21 protein-coding genes are annotated in these 17,074 nt (G+C 69.1%); 12 read left to right on the top strand and 9 right to left on the bottom strand.

Annotated features, from left to right (window positions below):
- Positions 1-54 precede the first annotated feature (54 nt).
- The 5 genes from ACWEMY_RS19870 (at position 55) to ACWEMY_RS19850 (ending at position 3,003) form a co-directional block, all read left to right on the top strand.
- The gene (locus ACWEMY_RS19870; protein WP_452391203.1) at positions 55-1,434 is read left to right on the top strand and encodes a cystathionine beta-synthase; all 1,380 of its coding nucleotides are present in this window, start codon (positions 55-57) and stop codon (positions 1,432-1,434) included.
- Between the two features lie 41 nt (positions 1,435-1,475).
- Positions 1,476-1,880, top strand: a complete 405-nt coding sequence (locus ACWEMY_RS19865) for a hypothetical protein (RefSeq protein WP_452391202.1) — start codon at positions 1,476-1,478, stop codon at positions 1,878-1,880.
- 25 nt (positions 1,881-1,905) lie between these two features.
- Complete coding sequence (locus ACWEMY_RS19860; RefSeq protein ID WP_452391201.1) at positions 1,906-2,169, top strand: type II toxin-antitoxin system CcdA family antitoxin; 264 nt, start codon at positions 1,906-1,908, stop codon at positions 2,167-2,169.
- Entirely contained in the window at positions 2,166-2,603 is a 438-nt protein-coding gene (locus ACWEMY_RS19855; protein ID WP_452391200.1) for a type II toxin-antitoxin system VapC family toxin, read from the top strand. Before ACWEMY_RS19860 ends, ACWEMY_RS19855 begins: the two co-directional genes overlap by 4 nt.
- A gap of 70 nt (positions 2,604-2,673) precedes the next feature.
- Positions 2,674-3,003, top strand: coding sequence for a DUF6401 family natural product biosynthesis protein (locus ACWEMY_RS19850; RefSeq protein ID WP_375929935.1), 330 nt, complete (start codon positions 2,674-2,676; stop codon positions 3,001-3,003).
- Positions 3,004-3,054: 51 nt separating this feature from the next.
- Here the strand turns inward: ACWEMY_RS19850 and ACWEMY_RS19845 are convergent, their stop codons facing one another.
- The gene (locus ACWEMY_RS19845) at positions 3,055-3,843 is read right to left on the bottom strand and encodes a membrane protein (protein WP_452391199.1); all 789 of its coding nucleotides are present in this window, start codon (positions 3,841-3,843) and stop codon (positions 3,055-3,057) included.
- A 192-nt stretch (positions 3,844-4,035) separates the two neighbouring features.
- On the opposite strand from ACWEMY_RS19845, the gene ACWEMY_RS19840 reads away from it, so the two are divergent.
- The 4 genes from ACWEMY_RS19840 to ACWEMY_RS19825 all read left to right on the top strand — a co-directional run bounded on the left by ACWEMY_RS19840 (position 4,036) and on the right by ACWEMY_RS19825 (position 7,727).
- Positions 4,036-4,683, top strand: coding sequence for a TetR/AcrR family transcriptional regulator (locus ACWEMY_RS19840; RefSeq protein ID WP_452391198.1), 648 nt, complete (start codon positions 4,036-4,038; stop codon positions 4,681-4,683).
- On the top strand, positions 4,683-5,870 hold the full coding sequence (locus ACWEMY_RS19835; RefSeq protein WP_452391197.1) for an FAD-dependent oxidoreductase: 1,188 nt from the start codon (positions 4,683-4,685) through the stop codon (positions 5,868-5,870). The genes ACWEMY_RS19840 and ACWEMY_RS19835 overlap by 1 nt, the downstream gene beginning before the upstream one ends.
- Before the next feature lie 111 nt (positions 5,871-5,981).
- Complete coding sequence (locus ACWEMY_RS19830) at positions 5,982-7,298, top strand: NtaA/DmoA family FMN-dependent monooxygenase (RefSeq protein WP_452391196.1); 1,317 nt, start codon at positions 5,982-5,984, stop codon at positions 7,296-7,298.
- Positions 7,299-7,406: 108 nt separating this feature from the next.
- Positions 7,407-7,727: a hypothetical protein gene (locus ACWEMY_RS19825; RefSeq protein ID WP_452391195.1), complete on the top strand. Its 321-nt coding sequence runs from the start codon at positions 7,407-7,409 to the stop codon at positions 7,725-7,727.
- Between the two features lies 1 nt (position 7,728).
- Here ACWEMY_RS19825 and ACWEMY_RS19820 read toward each other — a convergent pair whose 3' ends face one another.
- Positions 7,729-8,910, bottom strand: coding sequence for an acyl-CoA dehydrogenase family protein (locus tag ACWEMY_RS19820; protein ID WP_452391194.1), 1,182 nt, complete (start codon positions 8,908-8,910; stop codon positions 7,729-7,731).
- A gap of 98 nt (positions 8,911-9,008) precedes the next feature.
- On the opposite strand from ACWEMY_RS19820, the gene ACWEMY_RS19815 reads away from it, so the two are divergent.
- The gene (locus ACWEMY_RS19815; RefSeq protein ID WP_375929928.1) at positions 9,009-10,151 is read left to right on the top strand and encodes a cystathionine gamma-synthase; all 1,143 of its coding nucleotides are present in this window, start codon (positions 9,009-9,011) and stop codon (positions 10,149-10,151) included.
- A 96-nt stretch (positions 10,152-10,247) separates the two neighbouring features.
- Here the strand turns inward: ACWEMY_RS19815 and greA are convergent, their stop codons facing one another.
- A complete protein-coding gene (greA, locus tag ACWEMY_RS19810) occupies positions 10,248-10,739 on the bottom strand; it encodes a transcription elongation factor GreA (RefSeq protein ID WP_278261238.1) in 492 nt (163 codons plus the stop codon).
- 240 nt (positions 10,740-10,979) lie between these two features.
- Complete coding sequence (locus ACWEMY_RS19805; RefSeq protein ID WP_452391193.1) at positions 10,980-11,438, bottom strand: DUF4307 domain-containing protein; 459 nt, start codon at positions 11,436-11,438, stop codon at positions 10,980-10,982.
- A gap of 121 nt (positions 11,439-11,559) precedes the next feature.
- Here ACWEMY_RS19805 and mca point away from each other — a divergent pair, with 121 nt between their 5' ends.
- On the top strand, positions 11,560-12,420 hold the full coding sequence (gene mca / locus ACWEMY_RS19800; protein WP_375929926.1) for a mycothiol conjugate amidase Mca: 861 nt from the start codon (positions 11,560-11,562) through the stop codon (positions 12,418-12,420).
- Positions 12,420-12,677: a hypothetical protein gene (locus tag ACWEMY_RS19795; RefSeq protein ID WP_375935448.1), complete on the top strand. Its 258-nt coding sequence runs from the start codon at positions 12,420-12,422 to the stop codon at positions 12,675-12,677. The genes mca and ACWEMY_RS19795 overlap by 1 nt, the downstream gene beginning before the upstream one ends.
- Here ACWEMY_RS19795 and ACWEMY_RS19790 read toward each other — a convergent pair.
- The 5 genes from ACWEMY_RS19790 to eat all read right to left on the bottom strand — a co-directional run bounded on the left by ACWEMY_RS19790 (position 12,674) and on the right by eat (position 17,059).
- On the bottom strand, positions 12,674-12,847 hold the full coding sequence (locus ACWEMY_RS19790; RefSeq protein WP_452391192.1) for a hypothetical protein: 174 nt from the start codon (positions 12,845-12,847) through the stop codon (positions 12,674-12,676). The genes ACWEMY_RS19795 and ACWEMY_RS19790 overlap by 4 nt on opposite strands.
- Positions 12,848-12,890: 43 nt before the next feature.
- Positions 12,891-13,289: an NUDIX hydrolase gene (locus ACWEMY_RS19785; protein WP_452391191.1), complete on the bottom strand. Its 399-nt coding sequence runs from the start codon at positions 13,287-13,289 to the stop codon at positions 12,891-12,893.
- Between the two features lie 5 nt (positions 13,290-13,294).
- A complete protein-coding gene (gene eutC / locus ACWEMY_RS19780) occupies positions 13,295-14,053 on the bottom strand; it encodes an ethanolamine ammonia-lyase subunit EutC (RefSeq protein ID WP_452391218.1) in 759 nt (252 codons plus the stop codon).
- An 89-nt stretch (positions 14,054-14,142) separates the two neighbouring features.
- Entirely contained in the window at positions 14,143-15,555 is a 1,413-nt protein-coding gene (locus ACWEMY_RS19775) for an ethanolamine ammonia-lyase subunit EutB (RefSeq protein ID WP_452391190.1), read from the bottom strand.
- 76 nt (positions 15,556-15,631) lie between these two features.
- Positions 15,632-17,059 carry an ethanolamine permease gene (gene eat / locus ACWEMY_RS19770; protein WP_452391189.1) on the bottom strand — a complete coding sequence of 476 codons (1,428 nt, stop codon included), beginning with the start codon at positions 17,057-17,059 and terminating at the stop codon, positions 15,632-15,634.
- Between the last annotated feature and the right edge of the window lie 15 nt (positions 17,060-17,074).

Genomic DNA, 17,074 nt, shown 5'->3' with positions numbered 1-17,074 from the left:
ACTCGATCGGACCAGGTCGCGCCGCCGCCCCGGGGTTCTGGAACGATGGGGTGCATGCGCATCGCGGATCACGTCGTCGACCTCATCGGCAACACCCCCCTGGTTCGGCTGAACTCGGTGGTCGGGCCCAACGCGGGTCTGGTGGCCGCCAAGATCGAATACCTCAACCCGGGCGGCAGCTCCAAGGACCGCATCGCGGTCAAGATGATCGACGCCGCCGAGGAAGAGGGCCTGCTGAAGCCGGGCGGCACGATCGTCGAGCCGACCTCGGGCAACACCGGTGTCGGCCTGGCGCTGGTGGCCCAGCAGCGTGGCTACAAGTGCGTGTTCGTGTGCCCGGACAAGGTCAGCGAGGACAAGCGCAATGTCCTGCGGGCCTATGGCGCCGAGGTGGTGGTCTGCCCGACCGCCGTGCCGCCGGAGCATCCCGACAGCTACTACAACGTCTCCGATCGCCTGGTCCGCGAGATCGACGGCGCCTGGAAGCCCAACCAGTACGCCAACCCGGGCGGCCCCGACAGCCACTACGAGACCACCGGTCCGGAGATCTGGCGCGACACCGACGGCAAGGTCACCCACTTCGTGGCGGGTGTCGGCACCGGCGGCACCATCACCGGCACCGGCCGCTACCTCAAGGAGGTCTCCGGCGGCAAGGTCAAGATCATCGGCGCCGATCCGGAGGGCTCGGTCTACTCCGGCGGCACCGGACGCCCCTACCTGGTCGAGGGCGTCGGCGAGGACTTCTGGCCCTCGGCCTACGACCCGGCCGTCCCCGACGAGATCATCGCCGTCTCCGACGCCGACTCCTTCGAGATGACCCGCCGCCTGGCCCGCGAGGAGGGCCTGCTCGTGGGCGGTTCCTGCGGCATGGCCGTGGTCGCCGCCATCGAGGTGGCCCGCCGCGATCCCGACGCCGTCGTCGTGGTGCTGCTCCCCGACGGTGGCCGCGGCTACCTGTCGAAGATCTTCAACGACAAGTGGATGAGCTCCTACGGCTTCCTGCGCACCCCGCTCGAGACCGGCCCCGAACCGCTGGTCGGCGACGTACTGCGCGGCAAGTCCGGCGAACTGCCCGACCTGGTGCACACCCACCCCTCGGAGACCCTGCGCGACGCCATCGAGATCCTGCGCGAATACGGCGTCTCGCAGATGCCGGTCGTCGGCGCCGAACCGCCGGTCATGGCCGGTGAGGTCGCGGGCAGCGTCACCGAACGCGACCTGCTCTCCGCCGTCTTCGAGGGCCGCGCCCAACTCACCGACTCCGTCGCCCAGCACATGAGCCCCTCCTTCCCCCTCATCGGCTCCGGCGAACCCATCTCCACCGCCACCAAGGCCCTGTCCGACACCGACGCCCTCATGGTCGTCGAAGACGGCAAGCCGGTCGGCGTCATCACCCGCCACGACCTCCTGGGCTTTCTCAGCACCGGCCACTGATCCCGAGGACTCTGTCGGTCCTCGGTAATACAGTGCCGTCTGTGGCAGATGTGTACGAGTTCTCGATGACGGTGGACCTGCGCGACAGTCTCAGCACCGAGGAGGTCGCGCAGCTGCGCCGCCACCTCGGGCTGGGCGAGTTCTCCGGGGACGAGTCGTCCCCGGAACCTTTACTGGGTTCGCACGAGCCCGCCTGGAAGATCGGCGGCATGCTCGGCGCCGCCCTCGAGCGCACCCCGGACGGCTGGCATCTCGAGGCCCGCCAAGAAGTCCACCCCGAGAATTTCGCCGACCTCGCCGCGCTGATGCGCCACCTCTATCTGCACGTCGCCTTCGACCGCGTGGCCGCCGACGGCTCGGTGGAACTGGCACGGCTGCGCTGGTACGAGGACAACGAGTCGACACCGCTACTCGTCCGCGACGGACAGGTGTTCTGGCCGGAATAGGCGTGCCTGCCGGTAGGATGTCCGTATGGCCAAAAGTAAGATCACGGTGACGGTGGATGAGGCGGTGGTCGAGCAGGCACGTAAGCTCGGCGACTCGCATCTGTCCGCGGTGGTCAATGCGGCGCTGACCGAGCATGTCGAGCGCATGGCACGCAATGCCGCGCTGGGCGAGCTCCTCGAAGGCTGGGACGCCGAGTTCGGTGTGGTGTCGGAAGACGACGCGCGCTATGCCGCGGCGGCGTTCGCCGAACTCGACGGAGCCGTCGGCGAACAGCGCGACATCGCATGAGCCTGCCGGTCGTACTCGACTCGGACGGGCTTTCGGCCCTCTGCGAACCGAAACCTCCCGCCCGATTGCGGGCATTGCTCGCCGAAGCGAAGACGCGCACCGCCGAGGTGCTGGTACCCGCTGTCGTCTGCGCGGAAGTGTGCCGCGGCGCGGCCCGGACGCGGCGGGTCGAGACGCTGGTTTCACGCAAACCGCACGATCACCCCTGGCAGCGTCCCGTGGCGATCGTGCCCACCGACTTCGACATGGCCCGGCTGGTCGGCGCCATCCTGCACGGCGCCCAGGTGGGCAGCCGCTACCTCGCCGACGCGCATGTGGTGGCCCTGTGCGCCCGCTACGGCGGCGGACTTGTGATCACCTCCGACCCCGACGACATCCGCCAGCTGGCGGCTGCCGTCCCGTCCGCGCGAATCATCACCCGCAGCCCCGACTGACCTCGAAGGTGTAGCGAGATGTTCGCCACTGGGCTTCATCGGGTCGGGATGGAATTGATACCATCCAGTAATGTTTTCGCCCGGGCCCGCGTTGCTGGAATTCTCGGCACGACGTCATCTGCAGCAGTTGAATACGGAATTCGGGGAGCCCGCGGGGGTGGCGGCTGCCGAGGTGCCCGGGCTCACGGCGGAGCTGGATCAGCATGCCGCCGCGGTGCGCGACATTCTCGAATTCGGGGTCGAGGACGCCGGGCGGATTCCGGTGAACATTCTGCTGGCCGGGTATGTGCGTGGGCTGATCGAGCACACCGAATTCCCGGTGTTCCCGCCGCTGGACTGGCGCGAGGCGGACTGGCTTTCGCTGCGGGTCGCCGCGGTGTGCAGGCACGCGGGGTTCTGAGAGCGCGAGAACGGCGCCCCGTCGAGGTGACAGGGCGCCGTCGCCGGTCGGTCACATATTCGTTTCCCGGGTCTCGACCCACTCCTGGGTGGTGCTGACCCGCTCGCCCGCCCGGGTGGCGTCCTCCTTGCCGCGCTGGTAGGCCTCGGCATGCCCCTTCATGGCGGGCATCTCCGCCTCCAGGCCGCCCAGCACCCGGTTCCAGCGCTGCTCCATCGGGCGCACCAGGCCACCGCCCACGCCGACGACCAGGATGCCGCCGATGGTGGCGAGCACCGCGATCAGGATCGGGGTGGTCACCGTGGTGGCGACGCCGATCTGGTTGAGCGCGGCGATGATGCCGATACCCCAGATGAACACCGCGGCGATCTTGCCGAGCAGCGGCCCGTAGGACAGCCCGCCGAGCACATTGGTGATCATCTCGCTGACCGCGTGCGCGATGGCCGCCGCGATCACCACGATCACGATCGCCACCGCCGCCTTGGGCAGCCAGGCCACGATGCTGGTGAGTAGATCACTGACCGGATTCGGCCCGAACACCCCGAAACCGATCTGCAACGCGATCAGCAGAATCGCGTAATAGGCGATCTTCGCGAGAATATCGGAGGCGTCATATTTGCTGCGGGACATCATTTTCCGGATCTGCCCGCGTTCGACGAGCCGATCGAAACCGACCCGCTCCAGGACGGCGTCGACGATTCTCGCCACGATTTTCGCGATGATCCAGCCGATGATCAGGATGGCGACGAAGGCGGCAGCCTTCGGAACGAATTGCGCGACCGAACTCCACGCGTCAGTCATGCCCTGCTGGAAATCGATCGCAACGACGGTGGTATCCACAGCACTTCCTTTCGCTCTTCCGGGCCGCCGCGGCCGATTTGCCGAAGCGCCGTGTCGAGTATCTACCCGTGATAGCGATACTGAATCAAGGTGTAGCTATACCGTTGCCTCGATCCCGGTCAGGGCAGGGGTCTTGTGCATCCGGAGTGCTCGAGTCACTGTAAGTAAGTGGTTACTTGCACAGGAGGTGACGTGGCGGCCACGACGCGCGAGCGGATCATGGACGAGGCGCTGCGGCTGTTCGGCGAGCAGGGCTTCGCCAAGACCTCGGTCGCCCAGATCGAGCGGGCGGCCGGGCTCTCGGGAGGGTCGGGCGCGCTGTACCGGCACTTCAAGTCCAAGGACGAACTGCTGGTGCGGGCGGTGGACGCGCGGTTGCGCGATCGCGCCGAATGGGACCTGTTCCTGTCGCCGGAGTTCTCGCTGACCGAGGCGCTGACCGTGTTCGCCCCGACCGGTGACCGGGTCGAGATGCTGCTCGCGCTGTGCCGGATCGGCCTGGCCCGCCTCGACCACGACCGCGACGTGACCCGGATTCTGCTGCGGGACAACTCGATTCCCGCACCGCTGCTCGAGGTCTTCCGGGAGCAGGAGTACGCGGTGGTGATGGCCGCCGTCACGCGGGGACTCGTGGAAATGGCCGGACCCGCTGCGCGTGAACAGGATTGGGAGGCGGCCGCCGCCGTCCTGGTCGGCGCGCTGGCGCACCTCTGGATGACGACCGACATCTTCGACGGGGGCCACCCGGCCGACGTCGACACCGAGCGCTACCTGCGGGCCACCGCGGAGCTGATCGCCGCCCGGCTCGACCGGGCGGGCATCGAGGGAGAGGACAGCTGATGAACACACCCATCACCGTCATCGGGGGCGGGCTGGCCGGGCTCACCGCGGCGATCGACGCCGCCGAAAAGGGCGTTCCGGTCAGGCTTTTCGAGGCACATCAGAGTCTGGGCGGACGTGGCCGCGCGACCCCGCCGCCGCATGTCGCGCACGAGGGCGCCCATGTGTTCTATGCCGACGGCCCGCACTACACCTGGCTGAAGGAGCGCGGTTTCGTCGCGGGGCTCGGCTGGCCCGGACTCACCGATGCCGCGAAGGTCGGCTTCCGGGTGGACGGGCGGCTCCGGCGGGTGCCGCCGGTCGGGATGCTGCGCGCGCAGGCGCGCAAGTGGACGCAGGCGCCGGTCGACGTGGATTTCCACAGCTGGGCCACCGAACGCTGGAATGAGCGGACCGCCACGCAGGTCGCCAACGCGATCAGCGTGGTCACCTACGACGCGGACACCGGGCGGTTGTCGGCGGCGTTCGTCTGGGATCTGTTCCAGCGCGCGTTGGGCGTCACCGTGCCCGGGGTGCGCTGGGTGCGCGGGGGCTGGCAGCAGGTGATAGACCGGATGATCGCGCGGGCCACCGAGCTCGGGGTCGTCATCGAGACGGGCGCCCGGGTCGACGAGCTGCCCACTGGCGGCCCGGTGATCGTGGCCACCGACCTCGACTCGGCGCGCCGCTTGCTCGGTGACGAGAGTCTGCACGGCACCAGCGGTTTCGCGGCACTGCTCGACATCGGGGTGACGAAGGATCGCCGCGACCGGTTCGTGGTGTTCGACCTGGACGAGGCGGGCTTCTCCGAGTGCTACACCGCCCAGGACGACACCATCGCCCCCATCGGCGAATCACTCTTCCAGCTCCAGATGCCGGTGCGCGAGAACGAATCCCGCGACAGCGCCCACCAGCGCCTGGAACGCCTGGCCGACGCGGCCCTCCCGGAGTGGCGCTCCCGCACCACCTTCCACCGCACCTCCACCGCCAAGAACCGTACCGGCGCTCTCGACCTGCCCGGCACCACCTGGCGTGACCGCCCCGCCATCGACCGCGGCGACGGCGTCTACCTGGCCGGTGACATGGTCGCCGCGCCGGGCATGCGCGGCGAGATCTCGATCAACAGCGCGCTCACCGCCGCCACGTCGGCGGTGGCGGCCGCCCAGCGTACGTCCGGTGTGCGAGATGGCGGCATCAGCGGTCGATAGCCGCGACAGACCGACCGGGAAGAGGCGGGTGCCGGTGTCGAGCGTCGGCTGTTCGGATTGCGGTGAGCGCAACCATGGGCCCAGCCGGGGTGGGGCTGCTGAACTGGCCTCATGGGCACCGAACGCCGGAAGTTGAAGACGGTCACAGGCGTCAGCGGGTCGCGGGACGTGTACGCCGCCGCAGTGGACCCGACCCGCTCCACCCTCGACGAGGCGGTGCGGATCGCGAAGATCGCCGAGGAGAACAAGATCGGCGCGCTGTTCGCGGCGGATCTGCTCAGCTTCGGCGCGCAGGGGGCGATCGGGGCGCAGGAGCCGCTGATCCAGTTGGCCGCGCTGAGCGCGGTGACCACGCACGTCGGCCTGATCGCCACGGTCACCACGACCTTCCACCACCCCTACAACCTGGCCCGCCTGTTCGGCACGCTCGACCACATCAGCAACGGCCGGGCGGCCTGGAACGCGGTGACCTCCTCGCTCGGGGAGGAGAACTACGGCACGGGCGACCTGCCGAGCCCGGAGGAGCGCTACGCCCGCGCCACCGAATCGCTCGAGGTGGTCAACGCGCTGTTCGACAGCTGGCGGCCGGGCGCGCTGCGGCCCGACGGCCGGGGTGGTGCCGTGCTGGACGCGTCGCTGGTCGAGCCGATCGACTATGTGGGGCAGTACTTCTCGGTGCGCGGGCCGCTCAATGTCCCCACGCTGCCGCAGGGCAGGCCGGTGCAGTTCCAGGCCGGGCAGTCCGCGGGCGGTATCGAGCTGGGTGCCCGCTTCGCCGAGGTGGTGTTCACCTCGCTGCCGACGCTCGAGGACGCGGTCACCTACACCAAGAAGATCCGCACCAGGGCGGCCGAATTCGGCAGGCCCGCAGGGCTTCCGCTGATCTTCAGTTCCCTGCACGCCACCTACGGCGCCACCGAGGCCGAGGCGCGCGAGCTGGTCCGCGAGGCCGCCGAGGCCACCGATTTCGACGCGGGCCGGGCGCTGCTGGCCGACATGCTCGGCGGCAAGATCGACCTGTCCGAGCTGCCGCTGGACCAGCCGATCCCGGAAAGTCTGCTCCCGCGCGTCGATTCGGTGCGGCGCAGGCGTGGCCGGGTGGAGATCTTCGGCAAGCTCGCGGCGTCCGGCAAGACCCTGCGCGAATTGGTGATCGCCGCCAAGGACACCGGGCACTGGGCCGTCGCGGGAACACCCGAACAGGTGGCCGACGCCATCGAGGAGCGCTACCGGGCGAACGTGCTCGACGTGATCACCGTCGGCGGGCTCACCGACGCCAGGACCGGCGATTTCGTGCTCAACGGCCTGCTTCCCGAACTGCGCCGCCGCGGCATCCTCGACACCGACTACTTGGGCGCGACCTACCGGGAGAACCTGGAATTGCCCGCCGTTGGCGCGGCGGGGGAGGTGGCGCGCGCGGGGGAGTGACAGCGGACGCGGAGTTGCGCGAATGGGCTGTCCGATGGATTCTGAGCGGGTATAACCGATTCGAGAAAACTTTCGGCAAACCAGATCGGCGAAGCGAAAGGATCCGCTGTGCATGTCACCGACCCGGCCGTCCAGCTGCTCGGCATGAGTCCCGTCGTGGCGGCGGGCGCAGGCTATTCGGTGCGGCGGGGCATCGCCGGTGTGTGGCGCCGGTGGCCGTACGCGCCGCTGCTCGGCCGTCTCGCGGCGGCGTTCATCTGGGGTTGCGGTGGGGTCACCGGGCTGACGGTGCTCGGCATCCCCGCGGCGATCACCGTGCCCATCGCGCTGACCGTGCTCACGGTGGTGCTCGCGGTGCTGGCGCTGGCCTTCGCGAGCGGGCTGATCCGGCCCGCCCCGCTACCGGTGCGGAGCGTGCCGGTCGGCTGACCTAGCGGAAGGCGTTGGCGTCGGTGAGGGCCTTGCCGAGCACCAGCTGATGCACCTCGGCGGTGCCCTCGTAGGTGAGCACCGACTCCAGGTTGTTCGCGTGCCGCAGCACCGGGTAGTCGAGGGTGATCCCGTTGGCGCCCAGGATGGTCCGGCACTCGCGGGCGATGGCGATGGCCTCGCGGGTGCTGTTGAGCTTGCCCGCGCTGATCTGCTCGCCGGTGATCTCGTGCCGGTCCTTCAACCGGCCCAGATGCAGCGCGAGCAGCTGGCCCTTGCCCAGCTCGAGTGCCATGTCGGCGAGTTTGGCCTGGGTGAGCTGGTAGCCGGCGAGCGGCTTGTCGAAGACCTCGCGGGTGCGGGCGTAGTCGATGGCGGCGGTCAGGCAGTCGCGGGCCGCGCCCAGCGCGCCGAAGACGATGCCGAAGCGGGCCTCGCTCAGGCAGGCCAGCGGGGCACTCAGGCCGCGGGAACCGGGGAGTACCGCCTCGGCGGGCAGGCGCACGTCGTCGAAATCCAGTGCGGCGGTGAGGGACGCGCGCAGCGAGAGTTTGCGGTGCAGTTCGCGGGTGGTGAAGCCGGGGGTGCCCGCGGGCACCAGGAAGCCGCGCACGCGGGGCTTGTCCTCGCCGGGTTCCTCGGCATAGGCCCAGACCACGGCCACATCGGCGACCGAGCCGTTGGTGATCCACATCTTGGAGCCGTTGAGCACCCAGTCGTCGCCGTCGCGCCGGGCACGGGTGCGCATGCCGCCCGGGTTGGAGCCGAAGTCGGGTTCGGTGAGGCCGAAGCAGCCGATCAGCTCACCGGCCGCCATCGCGGGCAGATACTGCTGCTTCTGCTCCTCGGACCCGTAGAAGTGGATGGCCGACATGGCCAGTGAGCCCTGCACCGACACCATGCTGCGCACGCCCGAATCCACCGCCTCGAGCTCCTGACAGGCCAGCCCGTAGGCGGTGGCCGAGGCGCCCGCGCAGCCGTAGCCATCGAGATGCATACCGAGCAGGCCGAGCTTGCCCAGTTCCGGGGCGATCTCGCGAGCCGGGAAGGTGCCCTGCTCGAACCAGTCGGCCACATGCGGACGCAACCTGCGCTCGCCGAATCGGGCCACGGTGTCGCGGATTTCGCGCTCCTCCGGCGAGAGCAGCGGGTCGATCGCGAACAGTTCCTCGACAGTCACCATGGCGTCAGCCTAACCCCAGCGTGCCGGGCGAATCCGGCACATCGTGCACGCCCGCACCCCCGCACCGCGCGCCGGAACCGGCCAACTAGTCTGGGGCCATGAGTGAGCTGGGATTCTCGACCAGGGCCATCCACGCCGGATATGAACCCGATCCTCAGACCGGCGCGGTGAACGTGCCGATCTACGCGAGCTCGACCTTCGCCCAGGACGGCGTCGGCGGGATGCGCGGCGGCTACGAGTACGCGCGCACCGGCAACCCCACGCGCACCGCGCTGGAAGCCAACCTCGCCGCCCTCGAGTCCGGCAGCTACGGTCGCGCCTTCGCCTCGGGCATGGCGGCCACCGACTGTGCCCTGCGCGCGGTGCTGCGGCCCGGTGACCACATCGTCATCCCCGACGACGCCTACGGCGGCACCTTCCGGCTCATCGACAAGGTCTTCAGCCAGTGGGGCATCGAGCACTCGCCCGCCCACATCGCCGACCTGGACGCGGTGCGCGCGGCCATCCGCCCTAACACCAAGCTGGTCTGGGTCGAGACGCCGACCAATCCGCTGCTGAGCATCGGTGACATCCCCGCGCTGGCCGACATCGCGCACGAGGCCGACGCCAAGCTGGTCGTCGACAACACCTTCGCCACCCCGTACCTGCAGCAGCCGCTGCTGCTGGGCGCCGACATCGTGCTGCACTCCACCACCAAGTACCTGGGTGGGCACTCCGATGTGGTCGGTGGCGCGCTGATCACCAACAGCGAGGAACTCGACACCGCGTTCGCGTTCCTGCAGAACGGCGCGGGCGCGGTGCCCGGCCCGTTCGACGCCTTCCTCACCCTGCGCGGCATCAAGACCCTGGCCGTGCGGATGGAGAAGCACTGCGACAACGCCGAGGTGATCGCGGAGTTCCTCACCAACCACCCGGCCATCTCCCAGGTGATCTACCCGGGCCTGCCCACCCACCCCGGCTACGAGATCGCGCAGAAGCAGATGCGCCGCCGCGGCGGCATGATCTCGGTGCGCTTGGCCGGTGGCCGGGACGCGGCGCTGAAGTTCTGCTCGCGCACCCGCATCTTCACCCTGGCCGAATCGCTGGGCGGGATCGAGTCGCTCATCGAGCACCCGGGCGCCATGACCCACGCCAGCACCGAGGGTTCGGAGCTGGAGGTGCCCGCCGATCTGGTGCGGCTCTCGGTCGGTATCGAGGACATCAGCGACCTGCTCGCCGATGTCGAGCAGGCCCTGAGCTGAGACGGAGCCCCGCACATGACGAAGCGCCCGCATCCGATGTTCGGATGCGGGCGCTCGCGTTCGGGTTCGGTTCGTGCGGGCTCGGCGTGGCCGGGCTCAGCCGTGGTACGGCTCCGCGCTGACCAAGGTCACCTTCATGGTGTTGCCGTTGGGCAGCGTGTACTCGCGGGTCTCGCCGACCTTGGCGTCGATCAGCGCGCCGCCCAGCGGCGAGTTGGGCGAGTAGGTCTCGAGATCGGTGGCGCCGAGGCCCTCTTCGCGGGTCGCGATGAGGAAGGTCTCGGTATCGCCTTCGTCACCGTCGTAGTAGACCGTGACGACCGAGCCGGGAAGGGCCACACCGGACTTGGTGGGGGCGACGCCGACCTTGGCGTTGTTCAGCAGCTCCTGCAGCTGGCGGATGCGCGCCTCCTGCTGGCCCTGCTCCTCACGCGCGGCGTGGTAGCCGCCGTTCTCCTTGAGGTCGCCCTCTTCGCGACGCTCGTTGATCTCGGCGGCAATGACCGGACGATTGGCAATGAGCGAGTCCAGCTCGCCCTTGAGCCTGTCGTGCGACTCCTGGGTAAGCCAGGTCACATTCTCGGTCATCTCGATCACTCCCTAGTAGTTGTTCCCGGCGCACCGGGATTCCCTGAAACCGGCGCGGTGACCTCGATCACGAGGGCATGCGCCAGCCCGACGGCTGGAGCGATCCTGGGGTGAACCCGTAACCCGGAAACAGCACCGCTGGCCGCCAATGCAGCAAACACGGCTCCGAGCCCCGGAACCGTGTATCAGCCCATTTTAGCATGTCTCATAAATATGCAGGTCAGGCCGGGCGCAGCGGGTTCACTGCACGCGCAGATAGTCCGGAACCTGTTCGGTGCAGCCGTAGATGTCGCCCGCCGAGGCGCGCGTCGAGGACTTGACCGTGGTGGTCACCTGAACACTGGTGTACTCCGATCCGGGCACCAGGACTTCGCGCCTGCCGACCTCGGCGCCGTCGCGATCCATCGCCCGCACGAAGCACACGACATCGCGCTGGGGCTCGTCACGGGTCACTTTCATGCGGATCTCGAGGGTGGAGTCGTCGACCACGACATAGCCGAGCTGCTCGGTCTCGATCGCCTTCGGCCCGTATTTCTGGAAGCCGAGATAGGCCACCCCGAACCCGGCGACCACCACGCCGACACCGAGCAGCACCATCAGCCAGAGCCGACGCGCCGGTGGCTTCGCGCCGTAACGGTCGGCGTGTCGGGCGGCTGCGGCGGCCGGGTCGGCCGCGGAGTCCGGTGCGGGGTCGCTCATCGGTTTCTCGCTCCCGGGGGTGGTCGGAACAAACGGGGGGTCGGATGGAACTATAGGGAACGAAGTTCTGACACCCGCGAGCGAGAGCGATGGTGAACGAGACGTGAGTGGCCTTCGCCTCATGGCTGTGCACGCCCACCCCGACGACGAGTCCAGCAAGGGCGCCGCGACCACGGCGCGCTACGCCGCCGAAGGCGTGGACGTGCTGGTCGTGACCTTGACCGGTGGTGAGCGCGGCAGCATCCTCAACCCGGCCATGGACACCCCCGGTGTCCTGGACCGGATCGAGGAGGTGCGTCGCGAGGAGATGGCGGCGGCCGCGCACGCGCTGGGCGTGCGCCAGCAGTGGCTCGGTTTCGTCGACTCGGGTCTGCCCGAGGGCGACCCGCTGCCGCCGCTGCCCGAGGGCTGCTTCGCGCTGGTGCCGCTCGAGGAGTCCACCGAGGCGCTGGTGCGGGTCGTGCGGGAGTTCCGCCCGCACGTGATCACCACCTACGACGAGAACGGCGGCTACCCGCACCCCGACCACATCCGCTGCCACGAGGTGTCGATGGCGGCCTACGAGGCGGCGGGCGATCCCACGAAGTTCCCCGGCGCGGGTGCGCCGTGGACACCGCTCAAGCTGTACTACGACCACGGCTTCTCGATGAAGCGGCTGGAGGCCTTCGCCGGCGAATACGAGCGCATCGGCGAGCCGTTCCCGCTGCAGGAGTGGCTGGACCGGATGCGCGAGTACAAGCGCGACGATGCCTGGGCCAGGGTCACCACCCAGATCGAGTGCTCGAAATACTTCCCCCAGCGTGACGACGCCCTGCGCGCGCACGCGACCCAGATCGATCCCAACGGGGCGTTCTTCGCGATCCCGCTGGAATTGCAGCAGCGGCTCTGGCCGACCGAGGAGTTCGAATTGGCCAAGACGAGAGTGTCCACCGCCATCCCGGAGACCGACCTGTTCGCCGGCATCGAGGACGCCGACCGGTGATGTTGGCTCTTCTCGCTCAGAACACCCCCACCGGTCCCGAGTTCGGCAAGGCCTCGCCGCTGGGTCTGCTGATCGTGCTGGTCCTGCTGGCGGGCACGGTGCTGCTGGTCCGCTCGATGAACAAGCATCTCAAGGGACTGCCCGAGACCTTCGAGCCCGAGCATCCGGAACCGGATCAGAAGGCAGACGAGGGCACCGAGCCCGGCGCGATTCCCGCCGAGCACGAGAGCACCGACCCGCCCAAGCCCGCGACCTAACCCGCCTGCGCGAAGTCGGTGACCAGTTCACCGATGATGTCGCGGGCGGCGGTGGCGTGTTCGGTGAGCGAGCGCGGCGCCCCGCTGACGCTCAGTTCGATCATGGTGTTCATCAGGCCGAACAGGACGACGAGCTGACGTAGCGCAGCCCGCCGCTCCGACGAGGTCATCTCCATGACAGTGCCATCGTGGTTGTCGCATCAAGTGTTTCGGCTACCAGTCGATCAGGTCGAGTTCGTGCAGGTGTTTGAAGACCAGCAGGGAGCCGGGGGCGACGTGGTCCATGGCGGCGTATTCGCTGACGGTGAAGTAGCGGAATTCGGCGATCTCGCCGGTGGCGTAGGGCTCGCCGGTGAAGTCGGCCAGGAAACAGGTCATGTGCAGGCCGGTGTTGCTGGCGTGGCCGTAGGCCTCGGCCTCGAAGATGCCCAGTTCGGCGACTCCGGCCAGGCCGACGCCCAGTTCTTCCTCGATCTCGCGATGTAGCGCCTCCAGCGGAGTCTCGCCGGGATCGATCTTGCCGCCCGCCATGTAGAAGACCTCTTTGCCTTCCGGGCGCGTCTGGATCAGCCTGCGGTCGCGGACATGGGCGAGGGCGGCGGTGCGGATCATGGGGATCACTCTAGGGTGTCTGAGTCAGCCCGGGCTATCGGTGTGGCCGTGCGGGTTTCGTCTTTCAGCGCCACGCCGGAGCGGCCCAGCGCGCGGGCACCGGCGACCAATCCGGCCACCACGCGGGCGGCGTCGGCGTAGGTGAGGCCCTCGGGCGGGTGGATATTGGACACGCAGTTGCGTTCGGCGTCGGTGCGGCCGGGGCGGGGGTCGTGGGTCAGGTAGACGCCGAGGCTGTCGGCGACCGAGAGGCCGGGGCGTTCGCCGATGAGGACCAGCACGGTGCGCACGCCGAGGGCCGCGCCGATGTGGTCGCCCAGGGCGACGCGGGCCTGGGTGGCGATCACCGGCGGGGCCAGGGTGTAGCGGTCGGCGAGTTCGTCGGCGAGGGTGGCCAGCAGACCGGCGCCGTGGTCGGTGAGGGCGCGTGGGGACAGGCCGTCGGCGAGCACGACACCGATATCGGCGCCGGTGTGCTCGATGCCGGTGAGGTCGGCGGGCAGCCGGCCAAGGTCCGGCCTGCGCAGGTATTCCGAGCGGTCGGCCGCGCGGCTGGTCACCGCGACCGGGTGCCCGAGTGCCATGCTCGCGATCTGTTCGGTGAAGATCTCGATCTCCAGCGGGACGTGCACCGCGTCCCTGGCGGCGGCGTGCGCCGCGCGCAGGGCCAGCACCTCGGCGGTCGGCAGGGCGTCACCGGTGCGGCCGAGCCCGATCCTGGCCTGGGTGCTGCGGCGCAGTTCGCGCCAGAACTCCTGGGCCACCGCGTCTTCGGCGCGCTCGTCCGGGGTCAGCTCGCCCACGATGTGTCCTCTCGGCTCCGGCTGCGGTCGCACGATGCGCAGAACTGGTTTCATCGGTTCACCGTCAGAGCGCGCAGCGGCGAGGACAGCGGCGCCACCTGCCGGATTCGGCCGTCGGCGTCGAGCATGCCGAGCCCGGCCAGCCACGACTCGAATTCCGGTGCGGGACGGAGGTTTCCGATACTGCGGGCGTAGAGGGCGTCGTGGAAGCTCAGGCTCTGGTAGCCGAGCATCACATCGTCGGCGCCGGGCACCGTGATGACGAAGGCGCAGCCCGCCGCGACCAGCAGGGTGAGCAGGGTATCCATATCGTCGGAGTCGGCTTCGGCGTGATTGGTGTAGCAGATGTCGACACCCATCGGCAGGCCGAGCAGCTTGCCGCAGAAGTGGTCCTCGAGGCCGGCGCGGATGATCTGTTTGCCGTCGTAGAGGTATTCGGGGCCGATGAAGCCGACCACGGTGTTGACCAGCAGCGGCTGGAGGTCGCGGGCCACCGCGTAGGCGCGGGCTTCCAGGGTCTGCTGGTCGACAGGCCGATCGCCCACGCCCAGATGGGCATTCGCGCTCAGTGCCGAACCCTGCCCGGTCTCCAGATACATCACATTGTCGCCGACGGTGCCGCGCCCGAGCGAGCGCCCGGCCTCGTTGCCCTCGCGCAGCAGCGAGATGTTCACGCCGAAACCGGTATTGGCGCCCTCGGTGCCCGCGACGGACTGGAAGACCAGGTCCACCGGCGCTCCCGCCTCGATCAGGCCGATGGTGGTGGTGACGTGGGAGAGCACGCACGACTGGGTGGGGATGTCGAAGCGCAGCCGGACTTCGTCGAGCAGGCGCAACAGGTCGGCCGTTGCCTGCGGGGAGTCGGTGGCGGGGTTGATGCCGATCACCGCGTCGCCGCAGCCGAGCAGCAGACCGTCGAGGGTGGCGGCGGCGATGCCGCGCGGGTCGTCGGTGGGGTGATTGGGTTGCAGGCGGGTGCTCAACCGGCCGGGTAGCCCGATCGTCGTGCGGAATCCGGCGCGCACCTCAGCGGCCTTGGCGACCGCGATGAGGTCCTGGTTGCGCATGATCTTCGAGACCGCGGCCACCATCTCGGGGGTGAGTCCCGGTGAGACCGCGGCCAGCGTCTCCGCCGCGGTCTCGGTCGCGGCGACGGCGAGCAGCCAGTCCCGCAACCCGCCGACCGTGAGATGCGCGATCGGGGCAAAGCCGAGGCGGTCGTGGCTGTCGATGATCAGCCGGGTCACCTCGTCGGTCTCGTACGGGACCACGACCTCGTCGAGGAAGGTCCGCAACGGCACCTCGGCCAGCGCCCACTGCGCGGCCGCCCGCTCGGCGTCGGTCTCGGCCGCGCACCCGGCCAGCTGGTCGCCGCTGCGCAGCGGCGTGGCCTTGGCCAGCAGGTCGACCAGGCCGTCGAAGGTGTGGGTGGTGACCCCGACAGAGCTGCGATACACGGTCATCGGGCGCCGTCTCCTTTCGCGGATTCGGGTGCTCGCCAGGCAGCGAGTGGGTCGCTGCCTGGCGTACTCGGTGCGGCTACTCCAAGTCTTGTTCGGCTTTCGCCAGGACCGCGAACTCCTCGTCGGGCGACTTCGCGACCAGGTGATGACGACTGTAGAGGCCGAAGTAGGCCAGGAAGGCGCAGAAGACGCCGAGGGTGAACAGCGCCGCCTTCGGGTCCACCAGGAAGGTCGCCGCCACCGACACCGCCGCGATGACCAGCGCGAACGAAGTGGTCGCGATGCCGCCGGGCGTGCGGTAGGGGCGCGGCATGTTCGGCTCGCGGACCCGGAGCACGATGTGGCTCACCATCATCAGCACGTAGCTCACCGCGGCGCCGAACACGGCCATGTTCAGCAGCATCGCGCCTTCGCCGGTGAGCGAGAGGGCGAAGCCGATCAGGCCGGGGACGATCAGCGCCAGCATCGGCGCCTTGCGGGAGTTGGTCACCGAGAGGCTGGTCGGCAGGTAGCCGGCGCGGGAGAGGGCGAAGGTCTGCCGGGAGTAGGCGTAGACGATGGAGAAGAAGCTGGCCACCAGCCCGGCCAGGCCGATGTAGTTGACCACCTTGGCCGCCGGGCTGTCACCGAGGGCCTCCACCAGCGGGTTGCCCGAGGCCGACGCGTCCTGGGCGCCCAGCGCGCCGGTCACCAGCAACAGCACCACCGCGCCGGTGACCACCAGCAGCAGCATGGCGACGATGATGCCCTTGGGCACGTTCTTCTCCGGCTCGGTCGCCTCCTCGGCCGCCAGCGGCACGCCTTCGACCGCGAGGAAGAACCAGATCGCGAACGGGATCGCCGCCCAGATACCCAGGTAGCCGAAGGGCAGGAAGGCCGAGGCGCCGGTGGCCTCGGCGTCGGGGGTGATGTCGGTGAGGTTGGCGGCGTCGAACTTCCCGATCGCCGCGACCGCGAAGATCACCAGGCCCACCAGCGCGATACCGGTGATCACGAACATCGCCTTGAGCGCCTCGCCCGCGCCACCCAGATGGATGCCGATGAACAGCGCGTACACCGCCAGATACACCCACCAGCCGTCGGTGATCCCGAACAGGTTCAGCGACTCCACATACGCGCCGATGAAGGTGGCGATGGCGGCAGGCGCGATCGCGTACTCGATGAGAATCGCCGTGCCGGTGGCGAATCCACCCCACGGGCCCAGCGCGCGCCGGGCGAAGGTGTAGCCGCCACCCGCCGCGGGCAGTGCCGAGGAGAGTTCGGCCATGCCGAGCACCATGGCCAGATACATGGCGGCGATGACGATCGCGGCGATCAGCAGACCGCCGAAACCGCCCTCGGCCAGGCCGAAGTTCCACCCGGAATAGTCACCGGAGATCACATAGCTCACGCCGAGACCGGCCAGCAGCACCCAGCCCGCCGAACCGGAGCGCAGGGTGCGTTTGGCGAGATAGTCGTCGGCGGGTGTGTCCGTAGCCGTGGTGGGAATCGCGTCGGTACTCACAGGAAAGCTCCCTCA

Source organism: Nocardia sp. NPDC004415 (assembly GCF_053602435.1).
The sequence above is the reverse complement of the archived record's forward strand: the minus strand, read 5'-3'. Positions and strand labels throughout refer to the sequence as shown.